Origin of the sequence: Psychrobacter halotolerans, from assembly GCF_039680845.1 — a bacterium.
In the GTDB taxonomy this organism is placed as follows: Bacteria; Pseudomonadota; Gammaproteobacteria; order Pseudomonadales; family Moraxellaceae; genus Psychrobacter.
The window spans coordinates 152,978-177,781 of the sequence record NZ_JBDKWD010000003.1 but is presented as its reverse complement, the minus strand read 5'-3'; the positions used below and the strand labels follow the sequence as shown (position 1 = coordinate 177,781).

The following is a 24,804-nucleotide window of genomic DNA, read 5'->3' as shown; positions in this document are numbered from 1 at the left end:
TGGCAGTTTCTTAATCGATTAAAAAACTGCCACGATAATATGATCGTAACCGTTGGCGTTTAACACTCATTAATTAACAGTGGGTCGTGATGAAAAACATATTGATGGTCATCGTTTTATTAACTTTAGCACTTTTGGCTTATAAAATTTTTCAACCTGAAAGCGCCGTAAGTAGCTCTATAGTTGAGGCTGCGACTGATACGTCAACTGTTAATATTTTGTCATCTTCTGATGTTGACGACATACCACCAACGTACGTTGATTCAGACTCATCTATAACATCAACCTCAGTCGTCGAGCCAATACTCAGTACACAAGCGGCAACGCCAAGTTTTGCGTGTGATGGCAGACAGCATTGCTCACAGATGACCTCTTGCGCAGAAGCGACCTACTTTAGTAATCACTGTCCTAATACAAAGATGGATGGCAACCATGATGGTATACCTTGCGAAAAGCAGTGGTGTAATTAACTGTAGACGAATAAAAACCGAGAACCTGATGCACATTCCTGAAATTTTCGCCGAAGAAAACATGGACAGTATCCTTGACTTTATAGCGTCAAACCCTTTAACGACCTTAGTCGCGCAAACGTCTAATGGTATAGAAGCTTGTCATATACCTTTATTCTGGTATAACGAAAGCAGCGATTCTGATAAAGAGCGCGGCTGTCTTTATGGTCATTTTGCTCGTAAAAATCCTATTTATCAGCACGCGCTGCCAACTACTTCATGGTTAATCATTTTTCAAGAGTCAGGACACTATATCAGTCCCAATTGGTATCCCACCAAAGCCAAAACGCACAAAGAAGTACCCACTTGGAATTACCAAAGTGTCCATATTCAGTCTCAAATAGAATTGATTGAAGAACCTGATAAGCTTAAGTGGCTATTAAGCACAATGACCGAGCGACAAGAAACTATCTCAGATCGTCCTTGGTCATTGGATGAGGCACCTGTTGCCTATATCGAGGCGATGTGCCGAGGTATTATTGGTTTTAAACTTACGATCGACTCCATACAAGCCCAATTCAAATTGAGTCAAAACAAACCCGCAGAAAACATTACAGGTGTGATAGACGGCCTAAAAAAGCTTAATACGGATCAAGCAATAAGCATGGCTATACAGGTCGCCAATCATAATAAACCTTAACTCAAAACGACCCCATTAAAACAGCTACCTTATTGTAATTAATAGGGAAATTCATTTGCAAAAATAAAATTTGCCCTAATATTATTGATATTGTCTCGTTTTAGATAGATATAAAAATCAATACAGAGGGGCTATTATGAAAAACAATATGGATAATAAACATCAAGCCTTAGCCAAGATTCGTCTTGATAAATGGCTGTGGGCGGCGCGTTTTTATCGGACGCGCACGCTTGCCAAAGAGGCCATCGAAAGTGGACGGGTACATTATGGCGGCAGCCGAGTAAAAACCAGTAAAGAGATTGCGGTGGGAGATGAGTTAACGATTCGTCAAGGTTCAGCCACTGCCATGACTGAAAAAACCGTTATTGTGGAAGCACTGTCAGCGCAGCGTGGTAATGCGGCCGCCGCTCAAGTACTATATTCAGAAACTGAGGAAAGTGAGACACGCCGCGCCTATTATGCCGAGCAGCGTAAACTCGCCAATCTTGCCCGTCCTGATAACAAACCCAACAAAAAAGAGCGCCGTGACCTTCAGCGTTTTAAAAGCAAGCAGGATTAAAACCATCCAAACCTCACCTCACGCTATCAGATGACCCAATTGTTCAGCCTCTGCCCTTGCCATTCAAGGCATTAACCGTTACGCTGATAGCTGTTTTTAATCGATTGCATGTTAATAAGAGCCACACACATTACGTGGGTTTCTTATGGCATGTTTTTTTTGTTATGAAAGGTCATATTATGCTGTTAAAAACTTGTACACCATCATCTGTCCTGTTGGTTTGCTTAGGAAATATTTGCCGTTCTCCCACTGCTGAAGAGATTTTTCGTCAGCAAGCAGCAATTGCTGGCTTATCGATTAAAGTAGATTCAGCAGGCACAAGTGACGGTCATGTAGGCTCAGCCCCTGATGCGCGCTCGCAGCGACATGCCAAATCACACGGTTATAAAATTAACAAATTGGTCGCGCGTCAGGTAAATGCTGATGACTTTCGCAATTTTGACTTAATTTTGGCCATGGATGCGCAGAATTTGGCGGATTTGCAAGCCATCAAAGACGGCTTGGTAGGCTCAGAAGAGGGTTTGGCGAAGCTGGCATTGTTTAGTGAAGAAGATCCTACCTATAGTGGTGATGACGTACCAGATCCTTATACAGGCGATAATGATGACTTCGAAGACGTGATTGAGCGTATTGAGTCAAGCGCTCAAGCTTGGATTGAAAGTTGGAAAGCTTGCTAGGGATAAAGGCGATATTTCTGATACCTTTATAGTGCTTATCCTTTATAATAAACGCCGCGTGATTTGCTATTTATTTGCCATATAGGCTGTGTTATGACTTCAACTCTACCCTTTGATTTTAATGCTCAATCCACCATGGATAGCGATTTACCAAAGCGCTTATTGTCCAATCAGTGCGTGGATTTGTCACATGGCAATACCATGGCATTGGCCTGTATGGCTGAGTCTGTGGTGACACTGACTGACGAAGCACAGCTTGATACTTTTATGGCAGGTTATGGAGAAGGAACAGAGGATCATTTGCCGTTGTTCGTGCTATCGGGTGGTAGCAACGTGTTGCTGCCTGCGCAGCTAAAAGCAATCGTATTACAACCGAAAATGCGCGGTATTAGCGTAGTGGCAAAAACGGAAGAATACGTCGATATCGAGGTCATGGCGGGAGAAAACTGGCATGAATTGGTGGTGTATACGGTCAATCAAGGCTGGTATGGTCTGGAAAATCTCGCCTTGATTCCCGGTCTGACAGGGGCGGCGCCTGTACAAAACATCGGTGCTTATGGGGTTCAATTAGAAGACTGCTTACAATATGTGCGAGCTTATCATTTACCTACTAAAACTTGGCACCATTTAACCGCGTCAGACTGTCAGTTTGGTTATCGCGATAGTATTTTTAAACAAGCACCCAATACTTGGCTCATTAGCGGCGTTGGGTTTCGGTTACATACCGATGCAACCAAAATCTTAGCCAGCTATGGCGATGTGCAAACCGTGGCACAGCGCTATGCTGAGCAGCAAGGACGTACACAAGCGGTTCCAGCTGATGTCATGCAAGCCATTATCGATATCCGTCAACAAAAACTGCCTGATCCCAAACAACTCCCTAACTGCGGCAGTTTTTTTCAAAATCCTATTATCCCTCAAGAACAGTTCACGACTTTACAAACTACCTATCCCACTATCGTTGGCTACGCCATGGCTGATGATAAAACAAAGGTTGCCGCAGGCTGGCTCATTGAGCAGGCAGGTTTAAAAGGTAGCGGTATTGCACCCATTGTCACGCATCAGCAGCAAGCCTTGGTGCTCACTAACCACGCCCCTTATCAATCCACCCAAAACGATGTGGCCGACGCGCAAAAATATATTGCTGATGCCGTCTATAAAAAATTTGCCATTCAGCTATCGCGTGAGCCAGTTTGGGTAAATACTGACGGCTCTATTGGATATAACGAGCATGTGGCGTAAACCGTCAAAAGCAAAGTCAGGGTCACGGTCTAAACGACCATTATCTAGGCGGCTGTGGCAGTACTATTTGCGGTCAGCCGAGCGCATGATGAGGTTACTGCATATCATTAACATTACCTTTTTACTTGGCTCAACGATCGTTATTTTAGTCCTTATTAGCTTGTTTACGCCATTGTTCTCCCAAGCGATCGTTTATCTGTTTACCTTACTGCCGTTACCTCACGTGCCTGCTGCTGCTAAAAGCGCACCACCTACCGCGTATGTGGTATTGGGCGGCGGGCTTACCAATGACAATAACAATCACATTGTCCTCAATGATTATAGTCTTAACCGTGCTCGCACCGCTGCTAGTGCCTATCACGACTTACCCTTGCCTATTGTGTTAAGCGGGGCTGAAGCGCCTTGGCTGGGACAATGGCTCATCGAACACGGTATTGATGGATTGATTAGCGAAAACGCCAGCATGAATACCTGCGAAAACGCTCGTTTTACAGCCAAACGCGTTCCGCTATATCATGTTTATCTGATTACCGATAGCTATCATATGGCACGCGCGCGCAGACAATTTGCCTTAAATGGTATCAATAGCACACCAATTAATGCGCCTTTGCCTGTCAATCGTGACTGGATGAAACCCGCTCAAAACTTAAGTCATTCGAGACGTGCCGTTTATGAAGTCGCAGCTTACTTACGCGACGTAATACGCCCGCAGAATGACTGTCGCAATGCCGAAGAGGTAACTTCTCAGCAGTTACTGACCCCAAGAGGTAACGCCAAAAAAACAGAGGATGAATGAGGGTAAAGCTGTTTCTGACAGAAACCCTGTCAAGTGCTCTTCTATCTCACTTTTATCGCCACAAGCCCTCGTTATAACAGTAATGGGTGTATAATAATAAAGGAAACAGCTATTCAAGAGAGTTATCATGCTCAGTATCTTTTTATTAATTCCCTTAAGTCTTATGCTGTTTGTGGTGGCCATTTGGGCAGTACGATACGCAGTAAAATCAAACCAGTTTGAAGATTTGGACAATGCATCCCAGCGCATCATACTGGATGATCGTCAAGAGCGCAGACAGACGATGCAGGCTCATGCACATTCAGCCCCCACGTCACAGACAAACGATCTGCCTGAAACTTTGCGTAACTCTGAGCCTAATACTATGACTGACACTGACATAGTCGATAACAAGGTAGATAAAAGATCAGACAACAAAGTGCATAGTAATGATCTATAGTCTACCAATCCCTCTTTCTTAAAAGTACAAACACCACTGTATTCGTCCTTTTTTAGGAGACGCACCCTATGACCACAGCTTTACTCGTTGCGGCATTACTGATGGGATTTTTTGGTTCACCCCATTGTTTGGGCATGTGCGGTGGTTTGGTGACCGCGTTTGGACTGTCGATGAAAGAAGTCAGTCCTGCCAAGCGCCGTGCGCTTGTTATCACTTATCACATCGGACGTTTAAGCAGTTACGCGCTTTTAGGTTTACTCGCAGGGCTTATTGGTACGACTGTGTTAGCGCCGTTTATGACTGGCAACAATCTGCCCCGTATTTTATTGGGTTTAGTGTTGGTGTTTGTCGGTGTCACCATGCTGGGTGCGCCCTTTTTAAACAAACTTGAGCGTTTTGGTATGCGCTTTTGGCAATATTTAAGCCCGCTTCGTCAAAAAGTTTTTCCGCTAAACACCTTCCCACGCGCTCTCACAGCAGGACTGCTTTGGGGGTTTTTGCCGTGTGGTTTGGTATATGGAGCCTTACTTATTGCCGTCGTGGCGCACAATCCACTAAGCGGGGCGGCGCTTATGTTTGCCTTTGGCTTAGGAACCGTACCAATGCTGGTTGCCACCCACGAAACAGTCGGCTGGTTAAGAGACAAGATTGGGCGTTTTCGCTTAAGGCAACTCAATGGCGCGATAATGGTCGTCTCGGGCTTGGCAGTAGTTTTTGTCCCCTTAGCGATGTCCAATATGCATGGACATATGGATCACGGTAGCCACTCTGCTATGATGTCTGATACTAACGCTTCGCCTCACGATATGAGCCAGATGGATCACAACACGATGCCAGAGATGGATCATAGTACGCATGATATGGGTGATGATAACAACGCTATGCATCACGCTCATTAATTTTTAAGTATTCTTTTAGCCGATGACACCCTATTTTGCCAAAAACAAAAAAAGTTCCTACTCTCATTTCTGATAGTAAGAACTTTTTTTGTGCAGCGATACGCATTTTATATAGTTGATCCACTATAAAATACATACAGCGCTACTGAGGTAAATTTTGCGCCGCCTCTATCTGCAAAGGCATAGCACGCAAAAAACTTTGTTTCAGTAGCGGATGATAATAGGTGTATTTTATTTAGGATTGACTATAGCAATTATTCTTGCCACTGCTCAAGCGTGAACTTGGTGTCCAGATGGGCTTCTAACGCGGGTATGTTAAAAGCATCATCTTCACTGACAAAGCTAATACTAATACCCGTCTGCCCTGCTCGGCCAGTACGACCAATGCGATGTACGTAATCATCCGGTTGATCTGGCAAAGTGTAATTGACCACATGACTGATATCATCGACATGAATACCGCGACCTGCCACATCGGTCGCAACCAAGATAGACGCATGTCCATCTTTAAAACGTTGTAAGTACTTTTCACGTTTTTGTTGAATAACATCGCCTGATAACATAACGATTTTGTGGGCTTGGCGTAGCTTATGATAAAGACGTTTTACTTGATCTTTGCGATTGGCAAAGACGATTACTTTATCCACGGCCGCATCACCAATGATACGTTGTAAGGCATCTAACTTTTGATCTTCAGTCAATAAATAAAAGTGCTGATCCACCAGCTCACTGGTTTTATGCTCAGGTTCAATCTCAACAAACTGGGGTTCGTGTAACCAGCGGTAGGCCAGATTCATCACATCTTGGTTAAAAGTGGCAGAAAATAACAAACTTTGACGATCAGTGTTGGCAGGCATCCGACCGACCAAACGCTTGATATCTGGAATAAAACCCATGTCTAGCATGCGATCGGCTTCATCCAGCACCAACACCTCCACTCGATCTAAAAAGACCATGCCCTTATTGGCAAGATCAATCAGACGGCCAGGAGTCGCCACCAAAATATCGACGTATTGACGGTCAAGCTCATGTTGCTGGGTTTCGTAATTGGTGCCACCCATGATACAGACGCTGTGTAATGAGGTGTATTTGGTTAAGGCAAGACAGTCTTCAAATATTTGCTGAGCAAGTTCACGAGTTGGTGCCATGATCACGGCACGTGGCTCACCTAAGTAACGCTCTTCATCATTGGTAAAAGGACGCTTAAGTAGCGCCTCCATGATCGTCAATAAAAACGTTGCCGTTTTACCAGTCCCTGTCTGTGCCTGTCCAATGGCATCTTGGTTGGCCAAAGTATGAGGTAGTATTTTTGCTTGAATGGGTGTTAGGGCAGTAAAACCTAAATCTTTGATGGCGCGTAAAGTCGATGCCGATAGTGGCAAATCAGTAAAAGTTGTAAAATTACTCAAAAAAATATCCTTTTAAATTAACTGCTTATTCGTTATCGATTATGAGTGAGTTTTTCTTAAACCATCATCAGAGTAACTTATGATAAAAGCATGGCCTGATTAGATGCGGCATAATACTGTTTTTTCGGCACACCAAATACAAAAAACACGCATAAAAAAAGCCAAGCCCAACACTTAATCTTACTAAGTATGCTGATTTTTAGTCAGCATAGGTAAGATAAGACAGGCTTGACTTAGTAGTATATCAGTAGTGTATACAGACATTATAGCTAAACCACGCTAATGACTGGATAGATTACTCTTCTACTTTTCTGACTTCTTCAGCTTGAAGGCCTTTATCGCCTTCTACTACGCTAAATTCAACCTTTTCGCCATCTTTCAAAGAGCGATAACCGTCTCCTTGAATCGCGCGAAAATGGACAAAAATATCTTCTCCGCTTTCACGTTGAATGAAACCAAAGCCTTTTGAGTCATTAAACCACTTAACGATACCTTGCTCACGAGCTGACATAATATTACTTCCTAAAAAAGTCTGCTTAGCCCCAAATTCCTTTGCAACATTGCATACAAACGGGATCTAAGATTATGAAATCAAAAACTTAAGAGTACTACTTTCATTACGATTATTAGTCCATAACTTTTAGCGCAGACAATCAACTTTATACTAAACGATTGTTTTCTCTAATAGCCTGTCATAATAACAGTAACAAACTTGCAATAATTGTTGCATAAAAAATATCATAGCACGGGTTTTTAGCAACATAAAGACTTTTCACATGTTTTTTTACCCATAATTTACTTTTTCATGTAACTTTTTTATATCGCTTTATACAAACTGTTATTATGAAACGCTAAACACGATTAGATAATTTCATTGTTCTTTTTTACACCTATCATACTTTATAATAAATTATAATTTATTACCGCTCAATTGCTATAGAGACCATTATGACGACCCCCGCTCCATCCACCGCTGTTAAACCTTTTGGTCAAAACACGCCTGCCGCCATCAACCATAAGTTATTATTGGTGAATGGTGCCAATCTAAACTTATTAGGTAAGCGTGAACCTGAAATTTATGGTCATATGACGCTGGCAGATATTGAAGAACGTCTGATAGCACGGGCCGCTCAGCATGGTGTTGAGCTGATTTGCATACAGTCAAATCATGAGGGCAAGCTTATTGATGAGATTCAGCACTATGGACTATTGCTCGATAAGGCGGCGCAGGTAGATGCCATCATTATTAATCCCGCCGCCTTTACTCACACCTCTGTTGCGTTGCGCGATGCTCTACTGGCCACACAAAAGCCATTTATCGAAGTGCATTTATCTAACGTTCATGCGCGCGAATCTTTTCGTCATCACTCGTATCTAAGTGACGTGGCCGTGGGTGTCATTTGCGGTCTTGGACATCTCGGCTATCAGATGGCGTTGACTTATTGGCTTGATAATCTATACGCTGACCATCACAATAATTAAACCCAAACGTTGACGGTTTTACTCCAGAGTTTTGAGTGCGGCATGTGAGTATAGAGCAAAAAACTGTGCTTGATCTCAAGCAGCTTGCTGATCAGCACACGAGTTAAACAGCAATTGTTTGATTAAAACACTAAAATTACGGCTGAGCAAACAACCCACTATATGGTGATATGAATGGCAAAATCGTCTGGAAAGCGCTTCATGAAACTCGCTGGCATGACAGCAAGTATTGCCGGCAAAGCTGCTAAAAACTCATTTAAACATCTCTCAAGCGACGAAGAAAAACGATTGCAAGCGCGCTCAGAGTTGATGCAGGATGTGGGTATTCAGATAGCCGAAACGTTAGGCGAAATGAAAGGCGCTGTGATGAAAGTGGGTCAAATCGCCTCGCAGTACAAAGATGTGTTTCCGCCGGAAGTGGCCACCGCGTTAGAAAAACTACAAAAAGATGCGCCGCCGATGCCTTATGCGCAAATACGCGCACAAATTGAGCGTGAGCTAAAAGCACCGGTCAGTGAGCTGTTTCGTGAATTTGAAGAAATGCCGTTTGCCGCCGCCTCTATTGGACAAGTACATAAAGCGGTTTTATTAACTGGACAAAAGGTGGTGGTCAAAGTCCAGTATCCAGATGTTGATGAAAACTGCGATAGTGATCTAAAACAAGTTCGCATGGCTCTGAAAATCGCAGGCGTGCTCAATATGAGCAAGCAGCTACAAGAGCAGTTGTTTAATGAGATTCGCCAAAGCCTCCATGACGAGCTTGACTATACTAAAGAAGCGCACAACCTACGCGTGTTTGGGGCGTTTCATACACAAGATGAAGGTTTGATCATCCCTAAAGTCATTACCAGTCATTCTTCTAAGCGGATTTTAACTCTGACAGAGGAGATGGGCGAAACATTGACAGTCGCGGCAACATGGGATAATGACATCAAACAAAAAATCGCCGAGCGCCTATTCCACTTTACCGCAGGACAGCTGTTTGGCTTGTATCGTATGCACTGTGACCCACATCCCGGTAACTTTGCTTTTAGACGTGATGGCAGCGTCGTGGCTTATGATTTTGGCGGTATTCGTAGTTATAGTGACAGCGAGGTGCAACTGTTTCGTCAGTTTGCAAAACATGCAATCAAAGGTGATGTGACCGCACTTGAACATGATCTAATCGCTTTAGACATTCGCCGCGATGACGATAAAAACATTCCAGGCGAGTTTTATGAAAAATGGCTATCCATTGGTTTAAAGCCTTTGTCCATCAAACCTTATCAGGATGGCAGCTTTGATTTTGGTCGTAGCCAAATACATCATGAAGCCATCGCCCAAATGCGTACTTCTTTGAAGTATTTTGGTCAATTCCAACCCTCTGCCACGACCATGATGCTGGATCGTACCATATCAGGACAGTATTGGAACTTGGTCAATCTAGGGGTTGAGACCGATCTATCGCCGCTCGTTAACGAATACATTAACGTTTAAACCAGCGTAAAACGATGAACAAACGCTAAATATGCAGCGCATGACCACAGCGATCGCAAAACTCTGCCCCTACGGCATGACCAAACTTACCGCAGTTCGGACAAGTAACAGGATTGAGCTGTGGGCGCATGTTACGTGTCAACTCTGAGGTAAAAATCCCTGTTGGTACGGCAATGACGGCATAACCTGTAATCATAACCATCGTTGCAATGGCTTGACCGAGCGGCGTTTTGGGCGAGATATCCCCATAGCCTACTGTAGTCAAGGTCACAACCGCCCAATAAATAGAGATAGGAATACTGGTAAAGCCGTTTTCTGGGCCTTCCACCACGTAGACGATGGAGCCGTAAATAGTCACCAAAAGCACGAGTGACAAGAAAAAGACCGTTATTTTTTGCTGACTGGTTTTTAGCGCAGAAGCCAAAAAACCCGCCTGCTGCATATAACCTTTGAGCTTAAGCACTCGAAATACGCGTAAAAGACGTAAGATACGTATAACAATAAGGTACTGTACGCCGCCAAATACGAGACTCAAATAGCTAGGCAGGATAGACAACAAATCCACCACGCCAAAAAAACTAAACGCATAGCGAAAGCGATTGGGCGCTGAAAACAGTCTTAACAAATACTCAAGCGTAAATAAAATGGTAAAAAACCATTCTGCATAAAAAAATATCGTGCCGTATTGTAAACGCACAAACAACACACTATCGAGCATGACCACGCCCACACTGGCCAAAATCGCAATCAATAAGACGATATCAAAGAGCTTACCCAAGCGGGTATCTGTGCCTTCAATAATGATATGAATGCGGTTACGTAAGTGTGTAATGGCTTCAGCAGTTGGTTGGTTCATAGAGTCAGTAACTTTATAAAGTCAATGGCTTGATCGCACCTAATGACTTAAAATGTGATAGATAAGGGCAAGTTAGTTAAAATACATGAAACTGGTTTATAATATTGCGCACTTATCAGCATGAATGCAATCTATAAGTTGCCACAGTGTAGCAAAAAAGCATCCTCAACGACATACAAAACATTAACGTATCGGTAGCGTCATTGCCCTACGTATAAAGAGAAATGCTACTCTAAAAAATGTCGTCGCACGTTTGAGGGTGTTATCAAACACTTTTTTTAAGCATAATAAATAGTACGCACAAATTAAGGATGTTATATGGCAGGCCATTCAAAATGGGCAAATATTAAACACCGCAAAGCCCGTCAGGATGCGGTAAAAGGTAAGATATTTACCAAAATTATTCGTGAAATCGTTTCTGCTGCCAAGCAAGGGGATCCTGACCCTGACAAAAACCCACGCCTACGTGCTGTCATCGAAAAAGCGCTATCAGTCAATATGACACGAGATACCATCAATCGCGCAGTCGATCGTGGTACTGGCGGCGGCGATAATGAAAACATGGAAGAAGTCAGCTATGAGGGTTATGGGGTTGGCGGCGTGGCGGTACTGGTTGAAACCATGACTGACAACCTTAATCGTACGGTCAGCGAAGTACGTCATGCATTTACAAAAAATGATGGTAATTTGGGTACGTCAGGGTCAGTGGCTTATCTGTTTACCAAACGTGGTGAAATCAGTTTTAATGATATAAGCTTAGAAGAAGACGTCATGCTGGTTGCACTAGATGCGGGCGCTCTCGATATCGAAAACGATGGCGAAACCTTACTGGTCATCACTGAATGGGAACATTTGGGTCAAGTGCAAGACGCGCTTAATGCGGCTGGCCTTGTCTCTGACAATGCGGAAGTCACTATGTCGCCATCAACCACCGCTGAAATAGACAATGTGGACGATGCCGAAAAAATTCTAAAAATGATCGATATGTTAGAAGATGCTGATGATGTGCAAGAGGTTTATACTAACGTTAACTTCTCTGCTGAGGTCATGACGCAGCTTGAGCAATAATGTTATCTCGTAATAGCTATGTCTCGTAATAGCTATGTCTCGTAATAGCTATGTCTCGTAATAGCTATGTCTAGCAGTAGTTATGTCTATCAGTCATTTATCGCGCAGTCATCAAAAAGGCCAAACGTACTTAACGCTTGGCCTTTTTTATTTATACTTGTTTATGCTTGCTCATCTATAAGAAGCGCTTATTCAAGCTAAGGTTTACAAGTGACGCCTTCTAGCGCCAGCAAGTATTCTTTTTTATCCAGCCCGCCTGTGTAACCGCCAAGCTTACCATCACTCGCAATCACTCTATGACAAGGTACAATCACGCTAAAGGGGTTTTTGCCATTCGCGTTTGCCACGGCACGAAAGCCTTTAGGATTGTTCACGCGCTGAGCGAGCGTTGCATAGCTGATGGTCTCGCCATACCCAATCTCTCGTAGCGCTTGCCAAACCTGTTGTTGAAAATCCGTCCCCAAACTTGTATCGATTGGCAAGTCAAAATTATCGCGTAGTCCTTGCATGTAATGCTGTATCTGCGCTGCACTTGTCAATAACAATTGCTGCTCATCATTACTAGCATCCAAATGCTCTGCGGCTATGAATTTGGCTTCATTAACATTAAACTTGTAATGCTTAGCCAGCCTGTCCAATTTAATTTTGTCCTGCCAATGCTCATCATGCTCTAACCAATTACACCAAACAAGCTTTGCTGTACCGTTTAATGTCTGGCTCGCCAGCAACAAAGCAGCATTAGGTGAGGACAATTTTTCATGAGCAATGTTGGATAATGAAATACTAGTGACGATCATAATATTGATTCCTTTCATATTACTTGATTGCTAACAGCCTTATTAATTATTCTTTATCATCTGTCTCAAACAAGGCGGCAACGAACTGTTTTGGACTAAAAGAGCGTAAGTCATCAATGGACTCACCAACACCAATATAGCGAATAGGCACATCCGTGGTTTCAGCAATATTAAAGACCACACCCCCTTTAGCGGTGCCGTCCAATTTGGTGATGGTGATACCTGTCAATGGGACGACCTTATTAAACAATTCTACTTGGTTAATGGCGTTTTGGCCCGTGCCCGCATCAAGCACAATCATGCCTTCGTGCGGCGCACTTGGGTCGGCTTTACGCATGACGCGCACCACTTTTTCAAGCTCTGACATGAGGTGCGTCTTGTTTTGCAAACGTCCTGCCGTATCTGCGATTAACACATCGATGTTTTTGGCTTTGGCAGATTGCATGGCATCGAAAATAACCGACGCGCTATCAGAGCCATGACCTTGCGCGACAACAGGAATATCATTGCGCTCACCCCAAATCTGTAGCTGCTCAGTCGCTGCCGCACGGAACGTATCGCCTGCCGCCAGCATGACTGACTTGCCCTCGCCTTGCAAACGCTTGGCCAGTTTACCGATGGTTGTGGTCTTACCTACTCCATTAACGCCTACGACTAAAATAACAAACGGTTTTTTGCTGGTATCAATCACCAATGGCGCAACTTTTGGTGTCAAGATATCAACCAGCTCACTTTGCAACGCTTTATACAATGAGTGGGCATAAATCAGATCGCCACGAGCCGTCTGTTCGGTCAAGCTTTTAATGATGCGATTGGTTGCACTGACGCCAATATCAGCGACCAGTAACTGATCTTCCACTTCCTCTAATAGCTCATCATCAATCTCTTTGCCACCGATCAGGATACTGACCATTCCTTCAGCCAAATTCTTACGCGACTTACTGAGACCCGTTTTCATCCGGTTGAACCAGCTACCTGACTTTTTATTTTCTTGCGTTTCTTTCGACTCTACTTCAGGGGTCTGCTGATGGGTGGGACGAGTTTCGTTGTCCGCAGGGGTAACACTAGGTATATCTCCCAACTGCTCTTGTAGAGGCATGGCTGGGATATTAGAGACCACATTAGCATTGGTATTCTCTTCTTTATCTTTAGCAGTCGAGAAGCTTTCAACTGTATTTTGCGATCCATTGTTTCGAGGACTGTTGTCTTTAGAAGTATTATCTTGTGAAATATTGTCTTCAGAAGCACTGTCTTGAGCAGGTTTTTGCGCTTCTGTCAGTCCAATTGGCGTCCCTAGCGCCACCGTGTTCGACTCATCAGCTTCTATGATATCCTGATTCAGTGTGTCATTCTTACGTTGTCCTGCTACCTTGTTGTCATCGGCAGTATCAACTGAAACAACCTGTTCAGTTTCATCGACGATGAGCACAGATTGCGCCGTGAGATTGGGTAAGGTAATATCATCGTCATCTAAGTCGTCAAGATCGCCATCAAGGTTGATGACCACACGATTGCTATTATTTGGGTTGTTCATAAGTTTGCCCTAAAAGTTATCATTGTTAATTATTCGTTTATTCTAAATAGGTTGGTATGCCGTTATAGATTTCTTATCTTAAGACCGATAATTTTTAGCCTAGTTTAGCATAATTCAAGTGGCACTCAGACCTTACCATCGTAGCGTATCGTCAAAATCGATCAGTTTGAAAGTTGACGTTCGTATTTGCGCAAGTTTTGCTTAAGGTTTGGACACAAAAATCTGACCTGTTGTCTGTCGAACTTCGCCTACTCTAATAAGCTTTATTTACCTATCATTCGATACTCACTTTTTGGAGATTATCTATGTCATCACGCTCTCGTACTTATAAAAACCAAGGTAAAAAAACAGCGGCCATTACGTCAGCTTTATTATTATCAACAATGATGCTATCAGCCGTGTCGGGTTGTACTACCACGCAAGAATTCAAACCAACAGCCAGTGTGCTGGCGGGCGCGCATAAACCGTTATAATCATTCTGTTGTCCTTGAAACTGATACGTTCACACATCAATCTACAATGCATCATTTTATATAAGTAGAACCTACCATGTCATCGTCTTTACCACTATCTACTCTATCCCTACGCATCGCGTGTGCATTGGCTATGGCCACAACGCTTACTGCTTGCCAGACCAGTGCGCTTAATACTAATCCATCGCCGACGCTCAAGAATCCAGTCACGCAAGATACTGCTGCTCAAAACAGCGCACGCCAAAATCAACAAAGTCAAGATACTCAACCGTCTTCCACTTTAACAATGGATACGTCCGGTCGACACGAGTATCAGTTAGAAAACGGCTTGAAAGTAGTGGTAAAAGAAGATCATCGTGCCCCTGTGGTAATGACGCAGATTTGGTATCGGGTGGGTTCAACAGACGAGCCGGCGGATAAAGGCGGCATCTCTCATCTGCTTGAGCATATGATGTTTAAGGGAACGGCTGATGTTTCAAGCGATGATTATGAGCGTTTAATTGCTAAATTTGGCGGCGTCAATAACGCGTTTACCAGTTACGACTATACGGGCTATTACGAGCTGTTCCCTGCCAATCGCTTTCCTCTAGCGCTAGAGCTAGAAGCTGATCGTATGAAGAACCTCACTTTCAATGATGATGCTTTTGCCAAAGAGCATCAAGTGGTCATGGAGGAGCGTCGCCAACGTACCGATGACAACCCACTTGCCAAAGCTTACGAATCCTTTCGTTTACTTGCCCTACCCGATAGCCCTAAAGGCGAGTCTGTCATTGGCCCTATGGATGAGCTTGCCTCAATCACGCTGCCGGCTTTAAAAGATTGGTATCAGACATGGTACGCTCCAAACAATGCAACCTTGGTTATCGTCGGTGACGTAGACCCAAACGACGTCTTGACGCAAGTCAAACGTTACTTTGGCGAGCTAACACCAAGCAAACTCCCCGCTCGCCCTACTGTCAATCAAAAAGGTTTCCGTGGTTATCAACAGGTTGACTCTGAGCAAGCAGTACAAGTGCCGGTACTATTAATGGGTTACAACGTACCAAGTCTTGTAACCGCAGGCGCAAATAATGAAAAACAAGCGTACGCGCTCTCACTCGCACAAGATGTACTAGATGGCGGGCTGTCCGCACGTTTAGAGAGTCGCTTGATACGTGATAAAGGTTTGCTGACGACAGTAGGTACCTCGTACGACTTACTCGATCGCGGCGATGGTCTGTTTTTAATTCAGGCAACCCCGCGCGAAGGTGTAAGCTTAGTACAAGCGCAGCAAGCCATCATCGCTGAGATAGACAAGCTCAAGACGGACCCCATTGCCGCCGACGAAATCAGCCGCGCCAAAACCAATACCGTCACAGGGCTTATCTACGCGCAAGACAGTATGGAAGGTCAAGCACGTATGATTGGCTCGTTACAATCTATCGGTTTGGATGACAGACTGCTTAACAACCTACCCGCCAAACTGGATGAAGTAACGATCGCCGACATACAAGCAGCAAGTAAAAAATATTTGGTCAAAGACAATTTAACCGTGATGCATATCGTACCGCCTAAAGACAAAGCTGATCAGAAGGAAGAATAGAGACGCCCTATTTCCATATCCTATGTTCTGCGGCTTATGTCAAGTGCCTATACCAACGCCAAATATTTTATTGATAAGAAGAAAACCATGACTCAAAGTAGCGATATATTGCAAACAAAAAAACAGCCCTCAGACCGTGCGCGTCGATCAACGTCGAACACGTCTCTTATCTGTAAGTCTCTTACCGACAAGTCTTTCACCTACAATAAGTTATCCCATCTTAGCATTGCTATATTGCTAGGTTTAACAACAGTGTCGATGACCGCTCAAGCGGAAACCACGGGCATTGAAGAGTCTCGTGGTTCTGCCGCTTTGGTGGATACGAGCGCACCAATTGCCGCACTATCAAAACTGACCAGCTTGGATGACACCAAACCACTTAAGGTAACTGTCCCAACGATTCAAGAATTCAAAACCAAAGTGGGCGTGCCTGTAGCTTTTGTACAAACAACGGCCTTACCTATCGTTGATATTGACCTACGCTTTAACGCTGGTAGTGCCCGTGACGGTAGCATACGCAAAGAAGGTTTCGGCATTGCCAACATGACCGCCACCATGCTTACCCAAGGCACTAAACAGTTAGACGAAAATGCATTTACTCAAGCTGGTGAAACTTTGGGTATCGATCTGAATAGCAGCGCCTATAAAGACATGTTTGTGGTGTCCTTACGCAGCTTATCGGATGACAAACATCTTTTGCCTGCTATTGATTTGATGACTCAAATGCTAAGCGACCCTGCTTTTGATGAACAGATTTTAGCGCGTGACAAAGCGCGACTGTTGGTTGGTTTACAGCAGCAAAAACAAGACCCCGGCAGTCTAGCAAGCATCGCCTTTAACCAAGCGTTATATGGCGAACATCCCTACGCTCATCAAACACCCGGTACGCTTGACAGTGTACCGAATATCGACAGACAGCAGTTGCTCGAGTTTAAAAATCGTTACTTGGTTGCCGCCAATGCCTCTATCGCGATGACAGGCAACCTAACCTTAAGTCAAGCAAAGAAACTGGCCGAAGACATCACCACGGGCTTGCCAGCAGGCCAAAAGGCGGCAGCGCTACCTGAGCCAAAACCCCTTGACCAAGCAAAAAACATTCATATTCCTTTTCCAAGTACGCAGACCACCATATTGATGGGTCAATTGGGCAACAAACGAGCGACCAATCCACAAGATCAGCAGCAGCAAACCAATTTTGCTGTCGGTAATGAGGTCATGGCTGGCGGCAATTTTAATGCACGGCTCATGACTGAGGTGCGACAAAATCTTGGTTACACCTATGGCATCACAGGTTCTATGACGCCAATGCTAGAAAAAGGCCCGTATCAGATTGGTTTTTCAACCCGTAATGACAAAGCGCGCGCAGCCATTGATGCAAGCTTAGCGGTCATTAACGATACTTTGGACAAAGGTATTACGAGTAGCGAGATGCGTTTGACGACTGACAATCTTAAAAACAGCTTTCCTATGAGCTTTGCCAGTAACGCTGGCATCAATAGTTTACTCGGCATGATGACTTTTTATCAGTTACCAAACAGCTATCTAAACGATTACATCAAGCGTATCGACCAAGTAAAACTGACAGGCGTCAATCAAACCCTGCGAGAGACACTCAAGCCTGATGACTTCTTGATTGTGACCGTCGGTCAAAACGATCCTTGGGAGGACAAAGAAAATAAATAAAAGAAACTAAATCAAAGAAACCAAATTAAAAAAAACTAAGTAATCGCTAAGACATCAATTTTAGCAATCCAAGCTTATTTCCTTTCGCCAACCATATAAAAAAGGGGCCATGCCAGTTAGCATCGCCCCTTTTCTTTTTTAGAATATATTATAAAACCTTCTCATCTCAGAAATTCATAATGCTTACTCTAAATTGCCACTGAGTCAGAAACCCTTAATTAACCACCGTCACTTCTACATCGTAAGTGAGATTTTCCGGTTTATAATCGATGCCATTATAGGCCAATCGAATCACATGCTTGTCGTAGGACTTTACTTGATAATCTCCATTAGCAAAGTTATGCAACATGGGCACTATTAATAAGGCTTCAATTTGACTATCGTTCACCTTAACTGAAATATCTTGACCACTGCGTGGATACAGAAAATAGTCGCAATAATCATCTCTCATAACTTCTGCCGTACGTTCAATGACGTTGCTGCCAATCTCTTCTTGTATCAATTTCGGACAAACATCATCGCGCCTAGCGGCCAGTCTTGCATAAGAGTTTCTAATATTTTCTTCAATTTCTTCAGCATTTTGTGACTTTCTAGCCAAATCGGTCTTAGACTCATTTGCATCAAAGAAACCTTCCTCAGAAGACATCTCAGGACTGCAAGCACTCATAAATACTAAGAGCGAAAAGGTCAAAACACACAAGCCTATACATACGTTATTTAGCCGCAAAAAACTCTTTTTTGATTTATTGACATTGTCCATTTTGTCTATCTTTGCATCCTGCTTTTTCATAAACCCTGCTCATCACAAACACTATTTTTTGCTTTATAAATTAGATAATATAAAGACGGATAAAAGGCTGCTATTAGAACACAATTTACTAATACTAGAAAGTTTTTAGTAACAAAGTTTGTGATAATTTAACCGCTCATTTTTAAGCTCAAATGCCTTCTTGTTTGCCATCTAATTTTGTCTGTATAGCTGAAAACTTTTTGCTTCCCCCATGATAAATAATGACAGGCTAGTAATGACCAAACTAGTAACGACAAGAAGAGCTGCTGCTGGCATGGTTAAAACCCCATTTGCGATAACCTTCTGTATCCAAATGGATGGCACCCGTCGCGTACAAACCTAAGCCAAAGTTATACTCTTTTCCTTGATATTGCCAAAACTGACATAAGCCATCTTGCATATTGCTGAGTTGCCATAAGTTGCCCTCATATTCTGGTACCCAAATATCCATAGCCCCTCCTGTCATATGCTTACTACTATCAGCACCGCCCGCACAACTATTGAGTCCAGGGTTGCGATACACCGAACGTATCTCGGTACTCGCGGGTATGATCCCTTGATATTTAAGCTGACTGTATAAACGTAATGTCGGGACGATATTGGCCCACAGCTCTTGCGGCGGTAACTGATACGGCTCATAACCACATTTATCCCAACTACGAGCAGTCGTAAGTAATTGAGACAGCGGCGGCACGTTTTGAGCGCCCACTCTTGTAATCAGATAGCTCTGATATTGGGCGACTTGCTGGGCACGGTAGCTATTGCTGTTTAGCCACGCATTAAAATCCATATTGTTGAAATCATTGTTAGCACCATTATAGGTATTACTTGCTGTGTTATATTTATTGTAAGTCGTATTATAAGTAGGCGGCCGTCGATTGATATTCACCTGTTTATTCTCTTCGATAGAGAGACTAGAATTGGGTACAAACTCGCGCTGTTTTTGAGCAATCAATCCTTGCATACTATCGCCGCTTGTTGCATTTGCACCGCTTAAGATAGTAACGCCAGGACGGTGATTTGAGGTCTTTGCAGAGGGCTGGATGTAAGCGTTACTACTGTCGTTATTAGCACTATGCCGTACTTGAATACGGCGCTCACTGCTGTCGCTCAACAACGCGGCATGAGCAGAGATACTACTGGCACACACCAACAAGGCAATCATTGGTCTTTGCATTTGGCTATAGGCAGATTGTTTTGTGTTTGTCATTGCAAGAAGCTACCGCTAAAAAGGTTTTATCGATACTATCAAATTTTCGATAATCAGGCTAAACTATCGCCTTCAATTATAGGTCAGATGTTATTAATTAACACTTATCCTTATGATTTTTATAATCATGTGACTTTAGTGCTCATGTGTTACCTTATGGTTTAGGTTGCATTAGAATAGACACAATAACGTTATATTCAAAACCGCATTCTTTAGAAAAGCCCTTCCTTCTCCGTCAACTGTTAGCCACACTTTGCCTATGTCTTCTAACCTACAATATCGTTTTTCACGTCAAAGCCACCACTTCGGTCAAGGTCACGCTCCGACATTATGGCAACGTATACATATAGATCCGTGGTTGACGCTTCTTTTATTAACGGTTTGCTGCATTGGCCTGACGATTTTATATAGTGCTTCTGGTCAAGAAGTGGGTATGGTTTTACGCCAAATGGTCAGTTATGGTGTAGCCTTTACGGTGATGTTTACCATGGCACAGATACCGCCCAGTATTTACCGTAGTTTTACGCCTATTTTTTATGTGCTTGGCTTAATACTGCTGATTTTGGTAGACACCATTGGTGAGGTGCGTATGGGCGCGCAGCGCTGGATTAACTTACCGGGCTTTGGTAGCGTACAGCCGTCCGAATTTATGAAACTTGGCATGCCAATGATGTGTGCTTGGTTTTTATCTAAACGTGATCTACCCCCTTCTCTCTCCAGCATCGCTATCACCCTAGCATTAATCGTTGTCCCTGTTTTATTAATTGCTAAAGAGCCGGATCTTGGCACCTCATTATTGGTGGCAGCCAGTGGCATCTTTGTGTTGTTTTTAGCCGGTTTGTCTTGGCGCTTGATTTCAGCCGCTGCGATTTTAGCAGTGCCCTTTATCGCTTTTGCTTGGAATTTTTTGTTACACGACTACCAGCGTACGCGTGTCTTAACCTTTCTCAATCCTGAAGCCGATGTGCAAGGCGCGGGCTGGAACATCGTTCAGTCTAAGACAGCTATTGGCGCAGGCGGCCTGACTGGCAAGGGCTATTTAGAAGGCACACAATCACATTTGCACTTTCTGCCAGAGGGTCATACTGACTTTATTATCGCCGCCTTCTCAGAAGAATTTGGTCTATTGGGCGTGATGTTATTAATGTTCATTTATTCTTGTTTGTTAATGCGCGCTTTGTACATTGCCTTTACTCACCCTGATGCCTACAGTAGATTGTTGGCGGGTGCGATTGCCATGTCCTTTTTCGTTTATGTATTCGTCAACGTTGGCATGGTCAGCGGTTTATTGCCTGTGGTTGGGGTGCCATTGCCTTTTATTAGTTATGGCGGGACGGCTATCGTTACTTTGATGGCTGGATTTGGCCTGTTGATGTCCATTCACACTCATAAAGCCAGTTAGTTTTTTCAAAAAAATTGCTTATCAAATCAATATCTTGCCTGAATATCAGTGTCATTTAGAACTTGAAATGCATCAAGAAAGCCTTATATAGACCTCTCAAATATAATATAAATGCTGGGCAAGGTTTTGTTTTAGCAAGAATTATGCATTTAGGAGTGGCAATGTAGTGACTCCTACTCGGTATTGATACCTTATGAATTGCGCCTCGCATGTCGCCATATAAGCGCTTCGCTTCTTTTGTCTGCTAAAAACACTCATTATCGATAACTGCTTTATGGCTGATAATTGCGTCAATTCCATAAAACTCTTATTACAATTAAGTGACTTCAAATAAGTATTGACTGTTTTTATTCCTTGTTTTTTACAAATAATTGCGTTACCCTCGTTTTGTAGTAGTTTGATACATAACCCGTACATAGCTGCTAAAAAACTTTGCATTTAATTATAGTTTGGTTATAGCTTGTACGTATAGTTAGCAACCTGTAGATTGACAGATTTCAAATACACTACTTAATTAACGGTTTGATAACAAAGCACTACGTAAAACCGTTATTAATTTAAAGATGTAATAATTTTGAAATACGATCTATATTAGAATCATTACCCAGTCTGCAGATGATGGGATTGTTGATCTACTAACTGTCGTTTAAGCGTTTTATAAGTATCATCGGTACTATCACCGTGAACTTATTATAATGAAATGAAAAATTACCATATATTAAAACCTATAAAAGCCTTTGTTTTGCATCAATAAATTATAAGTCATTGATGATAAGGCTTTAGAGCTTGTGAAAGCGTTAGAGTGGTCTAGCACTTTTACACTCAATCTAAAATGAGATGATTAGAGTTAGGTTTTGATGTATAAGTTATATAGAGGTATCCATGAATAAGCGTTTATCTGGTTTACTTACAATGTCAGCGATCTTGTTTGCTGGCGCTGCAGCGGCTACTAATGCAAATGCTGTAGAAGCAAAAACCTCCCTTGCAATGATTTCGCAAGACAACGCCTCTCATATCGATCGTGTACTTGGAGAGCTTAGCCGTCAACATGATGGTGCATCAAGTTTGGTCAAATCAGCCCGTCAACCTACTTCATTGGCACTTAATAGCTCATTATTAGCCAGTGATACCGCCCAAGCAAGCAATGATGAAGATGTCCTAGAACGTCTGACAGCAGTCGCTTCTAACTCAGTGAGCAAATTTAAGCAAACTGGTTTGGCATCTTGGTATGGCCGCAAGTTTCATGGTCGTAAAACAGCGAGTGGCGAGACATTCGACATGAATGGTTTGACGGCAGCGCATCGCTCATTACCACTAAACTGTTATGTAAAAGTGACCAATAAGACGAACGGCAAGAGTGTCGTAGTCAAAGTCAATGATCGTGGACCGTTCCATGGTAACCGCGTGATGGACTTGTCTTATGGTGCTGCTAAACGTTTAGGCATTACCAATAAAGGTGTTGGTAACGTTTCTATTGAACGTGTTTCAGGTCCTTAAGCTCAAACCTACTAGCACTATCTAAATCACAAAAAAGCGCCCAACATCATAAATCGTTGGGCGCTTTTTTGTGAGTCACATTTATAGTATTCATAAAAGCCATACGTATTATGTCATGCTCGCCAATGAGCATGCACAATATAGTCTAGGAACAATAGATTAACTACGGTACTGCTGGGATGAATTTTTCGAAGCCTCTGTCTGCGAAGGCACAGCAAGCGAGGAAAGTTTATACCAGCAGTCTATAATTTATCGATTTAGCAATTCAAACTTTCGCTGATTATAGCAAAAATCCAGACTTTATAGCTCGAACGCGCTTTCAATAGCATCGTCAAGACGTTCAACCGCAATGACGTTAATACCTTTGAACTGAGGCGAGCCCTTAGCGGGCGCATTGGCTTTTGGGATAATGGCATGTTTAAACCCATGCTTCATCGCTTCTTTTAAACGCTCTTGGCCATTCGGTACAGGACGAATCTCACCAGACAACCCAACTTCACCAAATACCGCTAATGAAGACGGCAAAGCTTTCTCTTTGATGCTAGAAGCACAAGCCAACAACACTGCCAAGTCAGAGCCTGTCTCTATAACTTTAACCCCGCCTACCACGTTGACGTATACATCTTGCCCACTGGTATGAATACCGCCATGGCGATGCATGACTGCCAGCAGCATAGATAAACGCTGAAAATCTAATCCCAGTGCCATGCGTCTTGGTTGTCCTTGTGAATCATCGACCAGCGCTTGTACCTCGACTAATAACGGCCTTGTACCTTCGCGGCTAACCATAACCACAGAACCTGCCACGGGTTTATCATAACGACTTAAAAATATCGCCGATGGATTGGCAACTTCTTTTAACCCCAGATCGGTCATACCAAAAATACCTAACTCATTAACCGCTCCAAAACGGTTTTTGACCGCACGGATCATGCGAAAGCGAGAGTCGGACTGACCTTCAAAATACAAGACTGTATCTACCATATGCTCTAAAACACGCGGCCCTGCCAATGTGCCTTCTTTGGTGACATGACCCACCAAAAATAGCGCTGTGCCTGTTTGCTTAGCGTAGCGCGTCAAAATCGCCGCCGACTCACGAATTTGACTGACCCCGCCTGGCGCTGAATTGATGGCGTCAGTATAAATAGTCTGGATAGAGTCAATAATAGCAATGGCTGGCTGCTCTTGCGTCAGCGCCGCACAAATGGTCTCAACATTGGTTTCAGCGAGCACTCGCAACCTATCAGCAGGTAAATCTAGCCGTTTGGCGCGCATGGCAACCTGTGCAAGCGACTCTTCACCAGTGACATAAAGCGCACTACCTGCCAATGAATCTGCACGTGCCATGTTGGTTGCTGTTTGTAATAGAATGGTCGATTTACCAATACCAGGGTCACCGCCGATTAAGACAACCGACCCTGCCACCAAGCCGCCGCCAAGGACGCGATCAAACTCACTGATCCCCGTCGGCAAGCGCGTATCTAAAGTGACGCTAACGGCATTAAGCGGCATGACGGCACTGTGAGTACCGGCATAATTACCCGCTGGTGCACTAGCACTGCGAGGCGCGGCACGACTGGTATTAGACTTTGCCGTGCTTTTATTGTGATGCGGCATGCTAACGTTTGGGGCTTCAACCAAGCTATTCCATTCGCCGCAGTCAGTACACTGCCCTGCCCATTTACCAAAATGCGCACCGCAATGTTGACAGACGTAACTGCTTTTATTTTTTGCCATAACGTATCAGCCTTATCCAAATAATCAATCGAGCATAATAAATAGAA

The 24,804-nt window shown here is 43.5% G+C and carries 24 protein-coding genes; 16 read left to right on the top strand and 8 right to left on the bottom strand.

Translation table 11 applies throughout. The annotated features are described in order from the left end of the window. The first annotated feature begins 89 nt into the window (after nt 1–89). The 8 genes from AAJP47_RS07345 (at nt 90) to AAJP47_RS07310 (ending at nt 5,761) form a co-directional block, all read left to right on the top strand. The gene (locus tag AAJP47_RS07345; protein WP_346717256.1) at nt 90–470 is read left to right on the top strand and encodes an excalibur calcium-binding domain-containing protein; all 381 of its coding nucleotides are present in this window, start codon (nt 90–92) and stop codon (nt 468–470) included. A gap of 28 nt (nt 471–498) precedes the next feature. Then, complete coding sequence (locus AAJP47_RS07340) at nt 499–1,149, top strand: FMN-binding negative transcriptional regulator (RefSeq protein ID WP_346717255.1); 651 nt, start codon at nt 499–501, stop codon at nt 1,147–1,149. Nucleotides 1,150–1,297: 148 nt separating this feature from the next. Then, nucleotides 1,298–1,708 (top strand): RNA-binding S4 domain-containing protein, encoded by a 411-nt coding sequence (locus AAJP47_RS07335; RefSeq protein ID WP_346717464.1) that lies wholly within the window; start codon nt 1,298–1,300, stop codon nt 1,706–1,708. A gap of 179 nt (nt 1,709–1,887) precedes the next feature. Continuing rightward, on the top strand, nt 1,888–2,385 hold the full coding sequence (locus AAJP47_RS07330; RefSeq protein WP_346717254.1) for a low molecular weight protein-tyrosine-phosphatase: 498 nt from the start codon (nt 1,888–1,890) through the stop codon (nt 2,383–2,385). Between the two features lie 135 nt (nt 2,386–2,520). After that, nucleotides 2,521–3,627, top strand: coding sequence for a UDP-N-acetylmuramate dehydrogenase (gene murB, locus AAJP47_RS07325; RefSeq protein WP_346717463.1), 1,107 nt, complete (start codon nt 2,521–2,523; stop codon nt 3,625–3,627). A gap of 85 nt (nt 3,628–3,712) precedes the next feature. Further along, nucleotides 3,713–4,423, top strand: coding sequence for a YdcF family protein (locus AAJP47_RS07320; protein ID WP_346717253.1), 711 nt, complete (start codon nt 3,713–3,715; stop codon nt 4,421–4,423). A 127-nt stretch (nt 4,424–4,550) separates the two neighbouring features. After that, complete coding sequence (ccoS, locus tag AAJP47_RS07315; RefSeq protein WP_346717252.1) at nt 4,551–4,862, top strand: cbb3-type cytochrome oxidase assembly protein CcoS; 312 nt, start codon at nt 4,551–4,553, stop codon at nt 4,860–4,862. Between the two features lie 68 nt (nt 4,863–4,930). Further along, on the top strand, nt 4,931–5,761 hold the full coding sequence (locus AAJP47_RS07310; protein ID WP_346717251.1) for a sulfite exporter TauE/SafE family protein: 831 nt from the start codon (nt 4,931–4,933) through the stop codon (nt 5,759–5,761). A gap of 254 nt (nt 5,762–6,015) precedes the next feature. On the opposite strand, the gene AAJP47_RS07305 is transcribed toward AAJP47_RS07310, so the two are convergent. Beyond that, nucleotides 6,016–7,170, bottom strand: coding sequence for a DEAD/DEAH box helicase (locus tag AAJP47_RS07305; RefSeq protein WP_346717250.1), 1,155 nt, complete (start codon nt 7,168–7,170; stop codon nt 6,016–6,018). A 295-nt stretch (nt 7,171–7,465) separates the two neighbouring features. Next, nucleotides 7,466–7,681 (bottom strand): cold-shock protein, encoded by a 216-nt coding sequence (locus tag AAJP47_RS07300; RefSeq protein WP_346717249.1) that lies wholly within the window; start codon nt 7,679–7,681, stop codon nt 7,466–7,468. Nucleotides 7,682–8,118: 437 nt separating this feature from the next. Here AAJP47_RS07300 and aroQ point away from each other — a divergent pair, with 437 nt between their 5' ends. Both aroQ and AAJP47_RS07290 read left to right on the top strand, forming a co-directional pair. Beyond that, nucleotides 8,119–8,652 carry a type II 3-dehydroquinate dehydratase gene (aroQ, locus tag AAJP47_RS07295; protein ID WP_346717248.1) on the top strand — a complete coding sequence of 178 codons (534 nt, stop codon included), beginning with the start codon at nt 8,119–8,121 and terminating at the stop codon, nt 8,650–8,652. Nucleotides 8,653–8,826: 174 nt separating this feature from the next. After that, entirely contained in the window at nt 8,827–10,128 is a 1,302-nt protein-coding gene (locus AAJP47_RS07290; protein WP_346717247.1) for an ABC1 kinase family protein, read from the top strand. A 25-nt stretch (nt 10,129–10,153) separates the two neighbouring features. Here the strand turns inward: AAJP47_RS07290 and AAJP47_RS07285 are convergent, their stop codons facing one another. Next, on the bottom strand, nt 10,154–10,984 hold the full coding sequence (locus AAJP47_RS07285) for an ion transporter (RefSeq protein WP_346717246.1): 831 nt from the start codon (nt 10,982–10,984) through the stop codon (nt 10,154–10,156). A 318-nt stretch (nt 10,985–11,302) separates the two neighbouring features. Between AAJP47_RS07285 and AAJP47_RS07280 the strand changes: the two genes are divergently transcribed. Continuing rightward, entirely contained in the window at nt 11,303–12,052 is a 750-nt protein-coding gene (locus AAJP47_RS07280) for a YebC/PmpR family DNA-binding transcriptional regulator (protein ID WP_346717245.1), read from the top strand. Between the two features lie 197 nt (nt 12,053–12,249). Here the strand turns inward: AAJP47_RS07280 and AAJP47_RS07275 are convergent, their stop codons facing one another. Both AAJP47_RS07275 and ftsY read right to left on the bottom strand, forming a co-directional pair. After that, entirely contained in the window at nt 12,250–12,849 is a 600-nt protein-coding gene (locus AAJP47_RS07275; protein ID WP_346717244.1) for a methylated-DNA--[protein]-cysteine S-methyltransferase, read from the bottom strand. 46 nt (nt 12,850–12,895) lie between these two features. Continuing rightward, nucleotides 12,896–13,807: a signal recognition particle-docking protein FtsY gene (ftsY, locus tag AAJP47_RS07270; RefSeq protein ID WP_346717462.1), complete on the bottom strand. Its 912-nt coding sequence runs from the start codon at nt 13,805–13,807 to the stop codon at nt 12,896–12,898. 881 nt (nt 13,808–14,688) lie between these two features. Between ftsY and AAJP47_RS07265 the strand changes: the two genes are divergently transcribed. The 3 genes from AAJP47_RS07265 (at nt 14,689) to AAJP47_RS07255 (ending at nt 18,121) form a co-directional block, all read left to right on the top strand. Then, a complete protein-coding gene (locus AAJP47_RS07265) occupies nt 14,689–14,856 on the top strand; it encodes a hypothetical protein (protein WP_346717243.1) in 168 nt (55 codons plus the stop codon). 76 nt (nt 14,857–14,932) lie between these two features. Then, nucleotides 14,933–16,438 (top strand): M16 family metallopeptidase, encoded by a 1,506-nt coding sequence (locus tag AAJP47_RS07260; RefSeq protein WP_346717242.1) that lies wholly within the window; start codon nt 14,933–14,935, stop codon nt 16,436–16,438. Nucleotides 16,439–16,474: 36 nt separating this feature from the next. After that, a complete protein-coding gene (locus AAJP47_RS07255) occupies nt 16,475–18,121 on the top strand; it encodes a M16 family metallopeptidase (protein ID WP_346717241.1) in 1,647 nt (548 codons plus the stop codon). A 214-nt stretch (nt 18,122–18,335) separates the two neighbouring features. Here the strand turns inward: AAJP47_RS07255 and AAJP47_RS07250 are convergent, their stop codons facing one another. Further along, complete coding sequence (locus tag AAJP47_RS07250; RefSeq protein WP_346717240.1) at nt 18,336–18,911, bottom strand: hypothetical protein; 576 nt, start codon at nt 18,909–18,911, stop codon at nt 18,336–18,338. A 244-nt stretch (nt 18,912–19,155) separates the two neighbouring features. Next, on the bottom strand, nt 19,156–20,121 hold the full coding sequence (locus AAJP47_RS07245; protein ID WP_346717239.1) for a D-Ala-D-Ala carboxypeptidase family metallohydrolase: 966 nt from the start codon (nt 20,119–20,121) through the stop codon (nt 19,156–19,158). Between the two features lie 259 nt (nt 20,122–20,380). Between AAJP47_RS07245 and rodA the strand changes: the two genes are divergently transcribed. Both rodA and AAJP47_RS07235 read left to right on the top strand, forming a co-directional pair. Then, nucleotides 20,381–21,523 carry a rod shape-determining protein RodA gene (gene rodA / locus AAJP47_RS07240; protein ID WP_346717238.1) on the top strand — a complete coding sequence of 381 codons (1,143 nt, stop codon included), beginning with the start codon at nt 20,381–20,383 and terminating at the stop codon, nt 21,521–21,523. An 882-nt stretch (nt 21,524–22,405) separates the two neighbouring features. Continuing rightward, nucleotides 22,406–23,020: a septal ring lytic transglycosylase RlpA family protein gene (locus AAJP47_RS07235; RefSeq protein ID WP_346717237.1), complete on the top strand. Its 615-nt coding sequence runs from the start codon at nt 22,406–22,408 to the stop codon at nt 23,018–23,020. Between the two features lie 300 nt (nt 23,021–23,320). Here AAJP47_RS07235 and radA read toward each other — a convergent pair whose 3' ends face one another. Continuing rightward, nucleotides 23,321–24,757, bottom strand: coding sequence for a DNA repair protein RadA (radA, locus tag AAJP47_RS07230; RefSeq protein ID WP_346717236.1), 1,437 nt, complete (start codon nt 24,755–24,757; stop codon nt 23,321–23,323). Nucleotides 24,758–24,804: the final 47 nt, after the last annotated feature.

Excerpts from the sequence above, each read along its gene's own strand:
- AAJP47_RS07250 (WP_346717240.1), bottom strand. The coding sequence starts at position 18,911 with ATGAAAAAGCAGGATGCAAAGATAGACAAAATGGACAATGTCAATAAA.
- AAJP47_RS07285 (WP_346717246.1), bottom strand. The coding sequence starts at position 10,984 with ATGAACCAACCAACTGCTGAAGCCATTACACACTTACGTAACCGCATT.
- ftsY (WP_346717462.1), bottom strand. The coding sequence starts at position 13,807 with ATGAAAACGGGTCTCAGTAAGTCGCGTAAGAATTTGGCTGAAGGAATG.
- AAJP47_RS07290 (WP_346717247.1), top strand. The coding sequence starts at position 8,827 with ATGGCAAAATCGTCTGGAAAGCGCTTCATGAAACTCGCTGGCATGACA.
- AAJP47_RS07320 (WP_346717253.1), top strand. The coding sequence starts at position 3,713 with ATGATGAGGTTACTGCATATCATTAACATTACCTTTTTACTTGGCTCA.
- AAJP47_RS07280 (WP_346717245.1), top strand. The coding sequence starts at position 11,303 with ATGGCAGGCCATTCAAAATGGGCAAATATTAAACACCGCAAAGCCCGT.
- ccoS (WP_346717252.1), top strand. The coding sequence starts at position 4,551 with ATGCTCAGTATCTTTTTATTAATTCCCTTAAGTCTTATGCTGTTTGTG.
- AAJP47_RS07245 (WP_346717239.1), bottom strand. The coding sequence starts at position 20,121 with ATGACAAACACAAAACAATCTGCCTATAGCCAAATGCAAAGACCAATG.
- AAJP47_RS07310 (WP_346717251.1), top strand. The coding sequence starts at position 4,931 with ATGACCACAGCTTTACTCGTTGCGGCATTACTGATGGGATTTTTTGGT.
- murB (WP_346717463.1), top strand. The coding sequence starts at position 2,521 with ATGGATAGCGATTTACCAAAGCGCTTATTGTCCAATCAGTGCGTGGAT.
- AAJP47_RS07235 (WP_346717237.1), top strand. The coding sequence starts at position 22,406 with ATGAATAAGCGTTTATCTGGTTTACTTACAATGTCAGCGATCTTGTTT.
- AAJP47_RS07335 (WP_346717464.1), top strand. The coding sequence starts at position 1,298 with ATGGATAATAAACATCAAGCCTTAGCCAAGATTCGTCTTGATAAATGG.
- AAJP47_RS07275 (WP_346717244.1), bottom strand. The coding sequence starts at position 12,849 with ATGATCGTCACTAGTATTTCATTATCCAACATTGCTCATGAAAAATTG.
- AAJP47_RS07265 (WP_346717243.1), top strand. The coding sequence starts at position 14,689 with ATGTCATCACGCTCTCGTACTTATAAAAACCAAGGTAAAAAAACAGCG.
- AAJP47_RS07260 (WP_346717242.1), top strand. The coding sequence starts at position 14,933 with ATGTCATCGTCTTTACCACTATCTACTCTATCCCTACGCATCGCGTGT.
- AAJP47_RS07300 (WP_346717249.1), bottom strand. The coding sequence starts at position 7,681 with ATGTCAGCTCGTGAGCAAGGTATCGTTAAGTGGTTTAATGACTCAAAA.
- radA (WP_346717236.1), bottom strand. The coding sequence starts at position 24,757 with ATGGCAAAAAATAAAAGCAGTTACGTCTGTCAACATTGCGGTGCGCAT.
- AAJP47_RS07255 (WP_346717241.1), top strand. The coding sequence starts at position 16,475 with ATGTCAAGTGCCTATACCAACGCCAAATATTTTATTGATAAGAAGAAA.
- AAJP47_RS07330 (WP_346717254.1), top strand. The coding sequence starts at position 1,888 with ATGCTGTTAAAAACTTGTACACCATCATCTGTCCTGTTGGTTTGCTTA.
- AAJP47_RS07340 (WP_346717255.1), top strand. The coding sequence starts at position 499 with ATGCACATTCCTGAAATTTTCGCCGAAGAAAACATGGACAGTATCCTT.
- rodA (WP_346717238.1), top strand. The coding sequence starts at position 20,381 with ATGTCTTCTAACCTACAATATCGTTTTTCACGTCAAAGCCACCACTTC.
- AAJP47_RS07345 (WP_346717256.1), top strand. The coding sequence starts at position 90 with ATGAAAAACATATTGATGGTCATCGTTTTATTAACTTTAGCACTTTTG.
- aroQ (WP_346717248.1), top strand. The coding sequence starts at position 8,119 with ATGACGACCCCCGCTCCATCCACCGCTGTTAAACCTTTTGGTCAAAAC.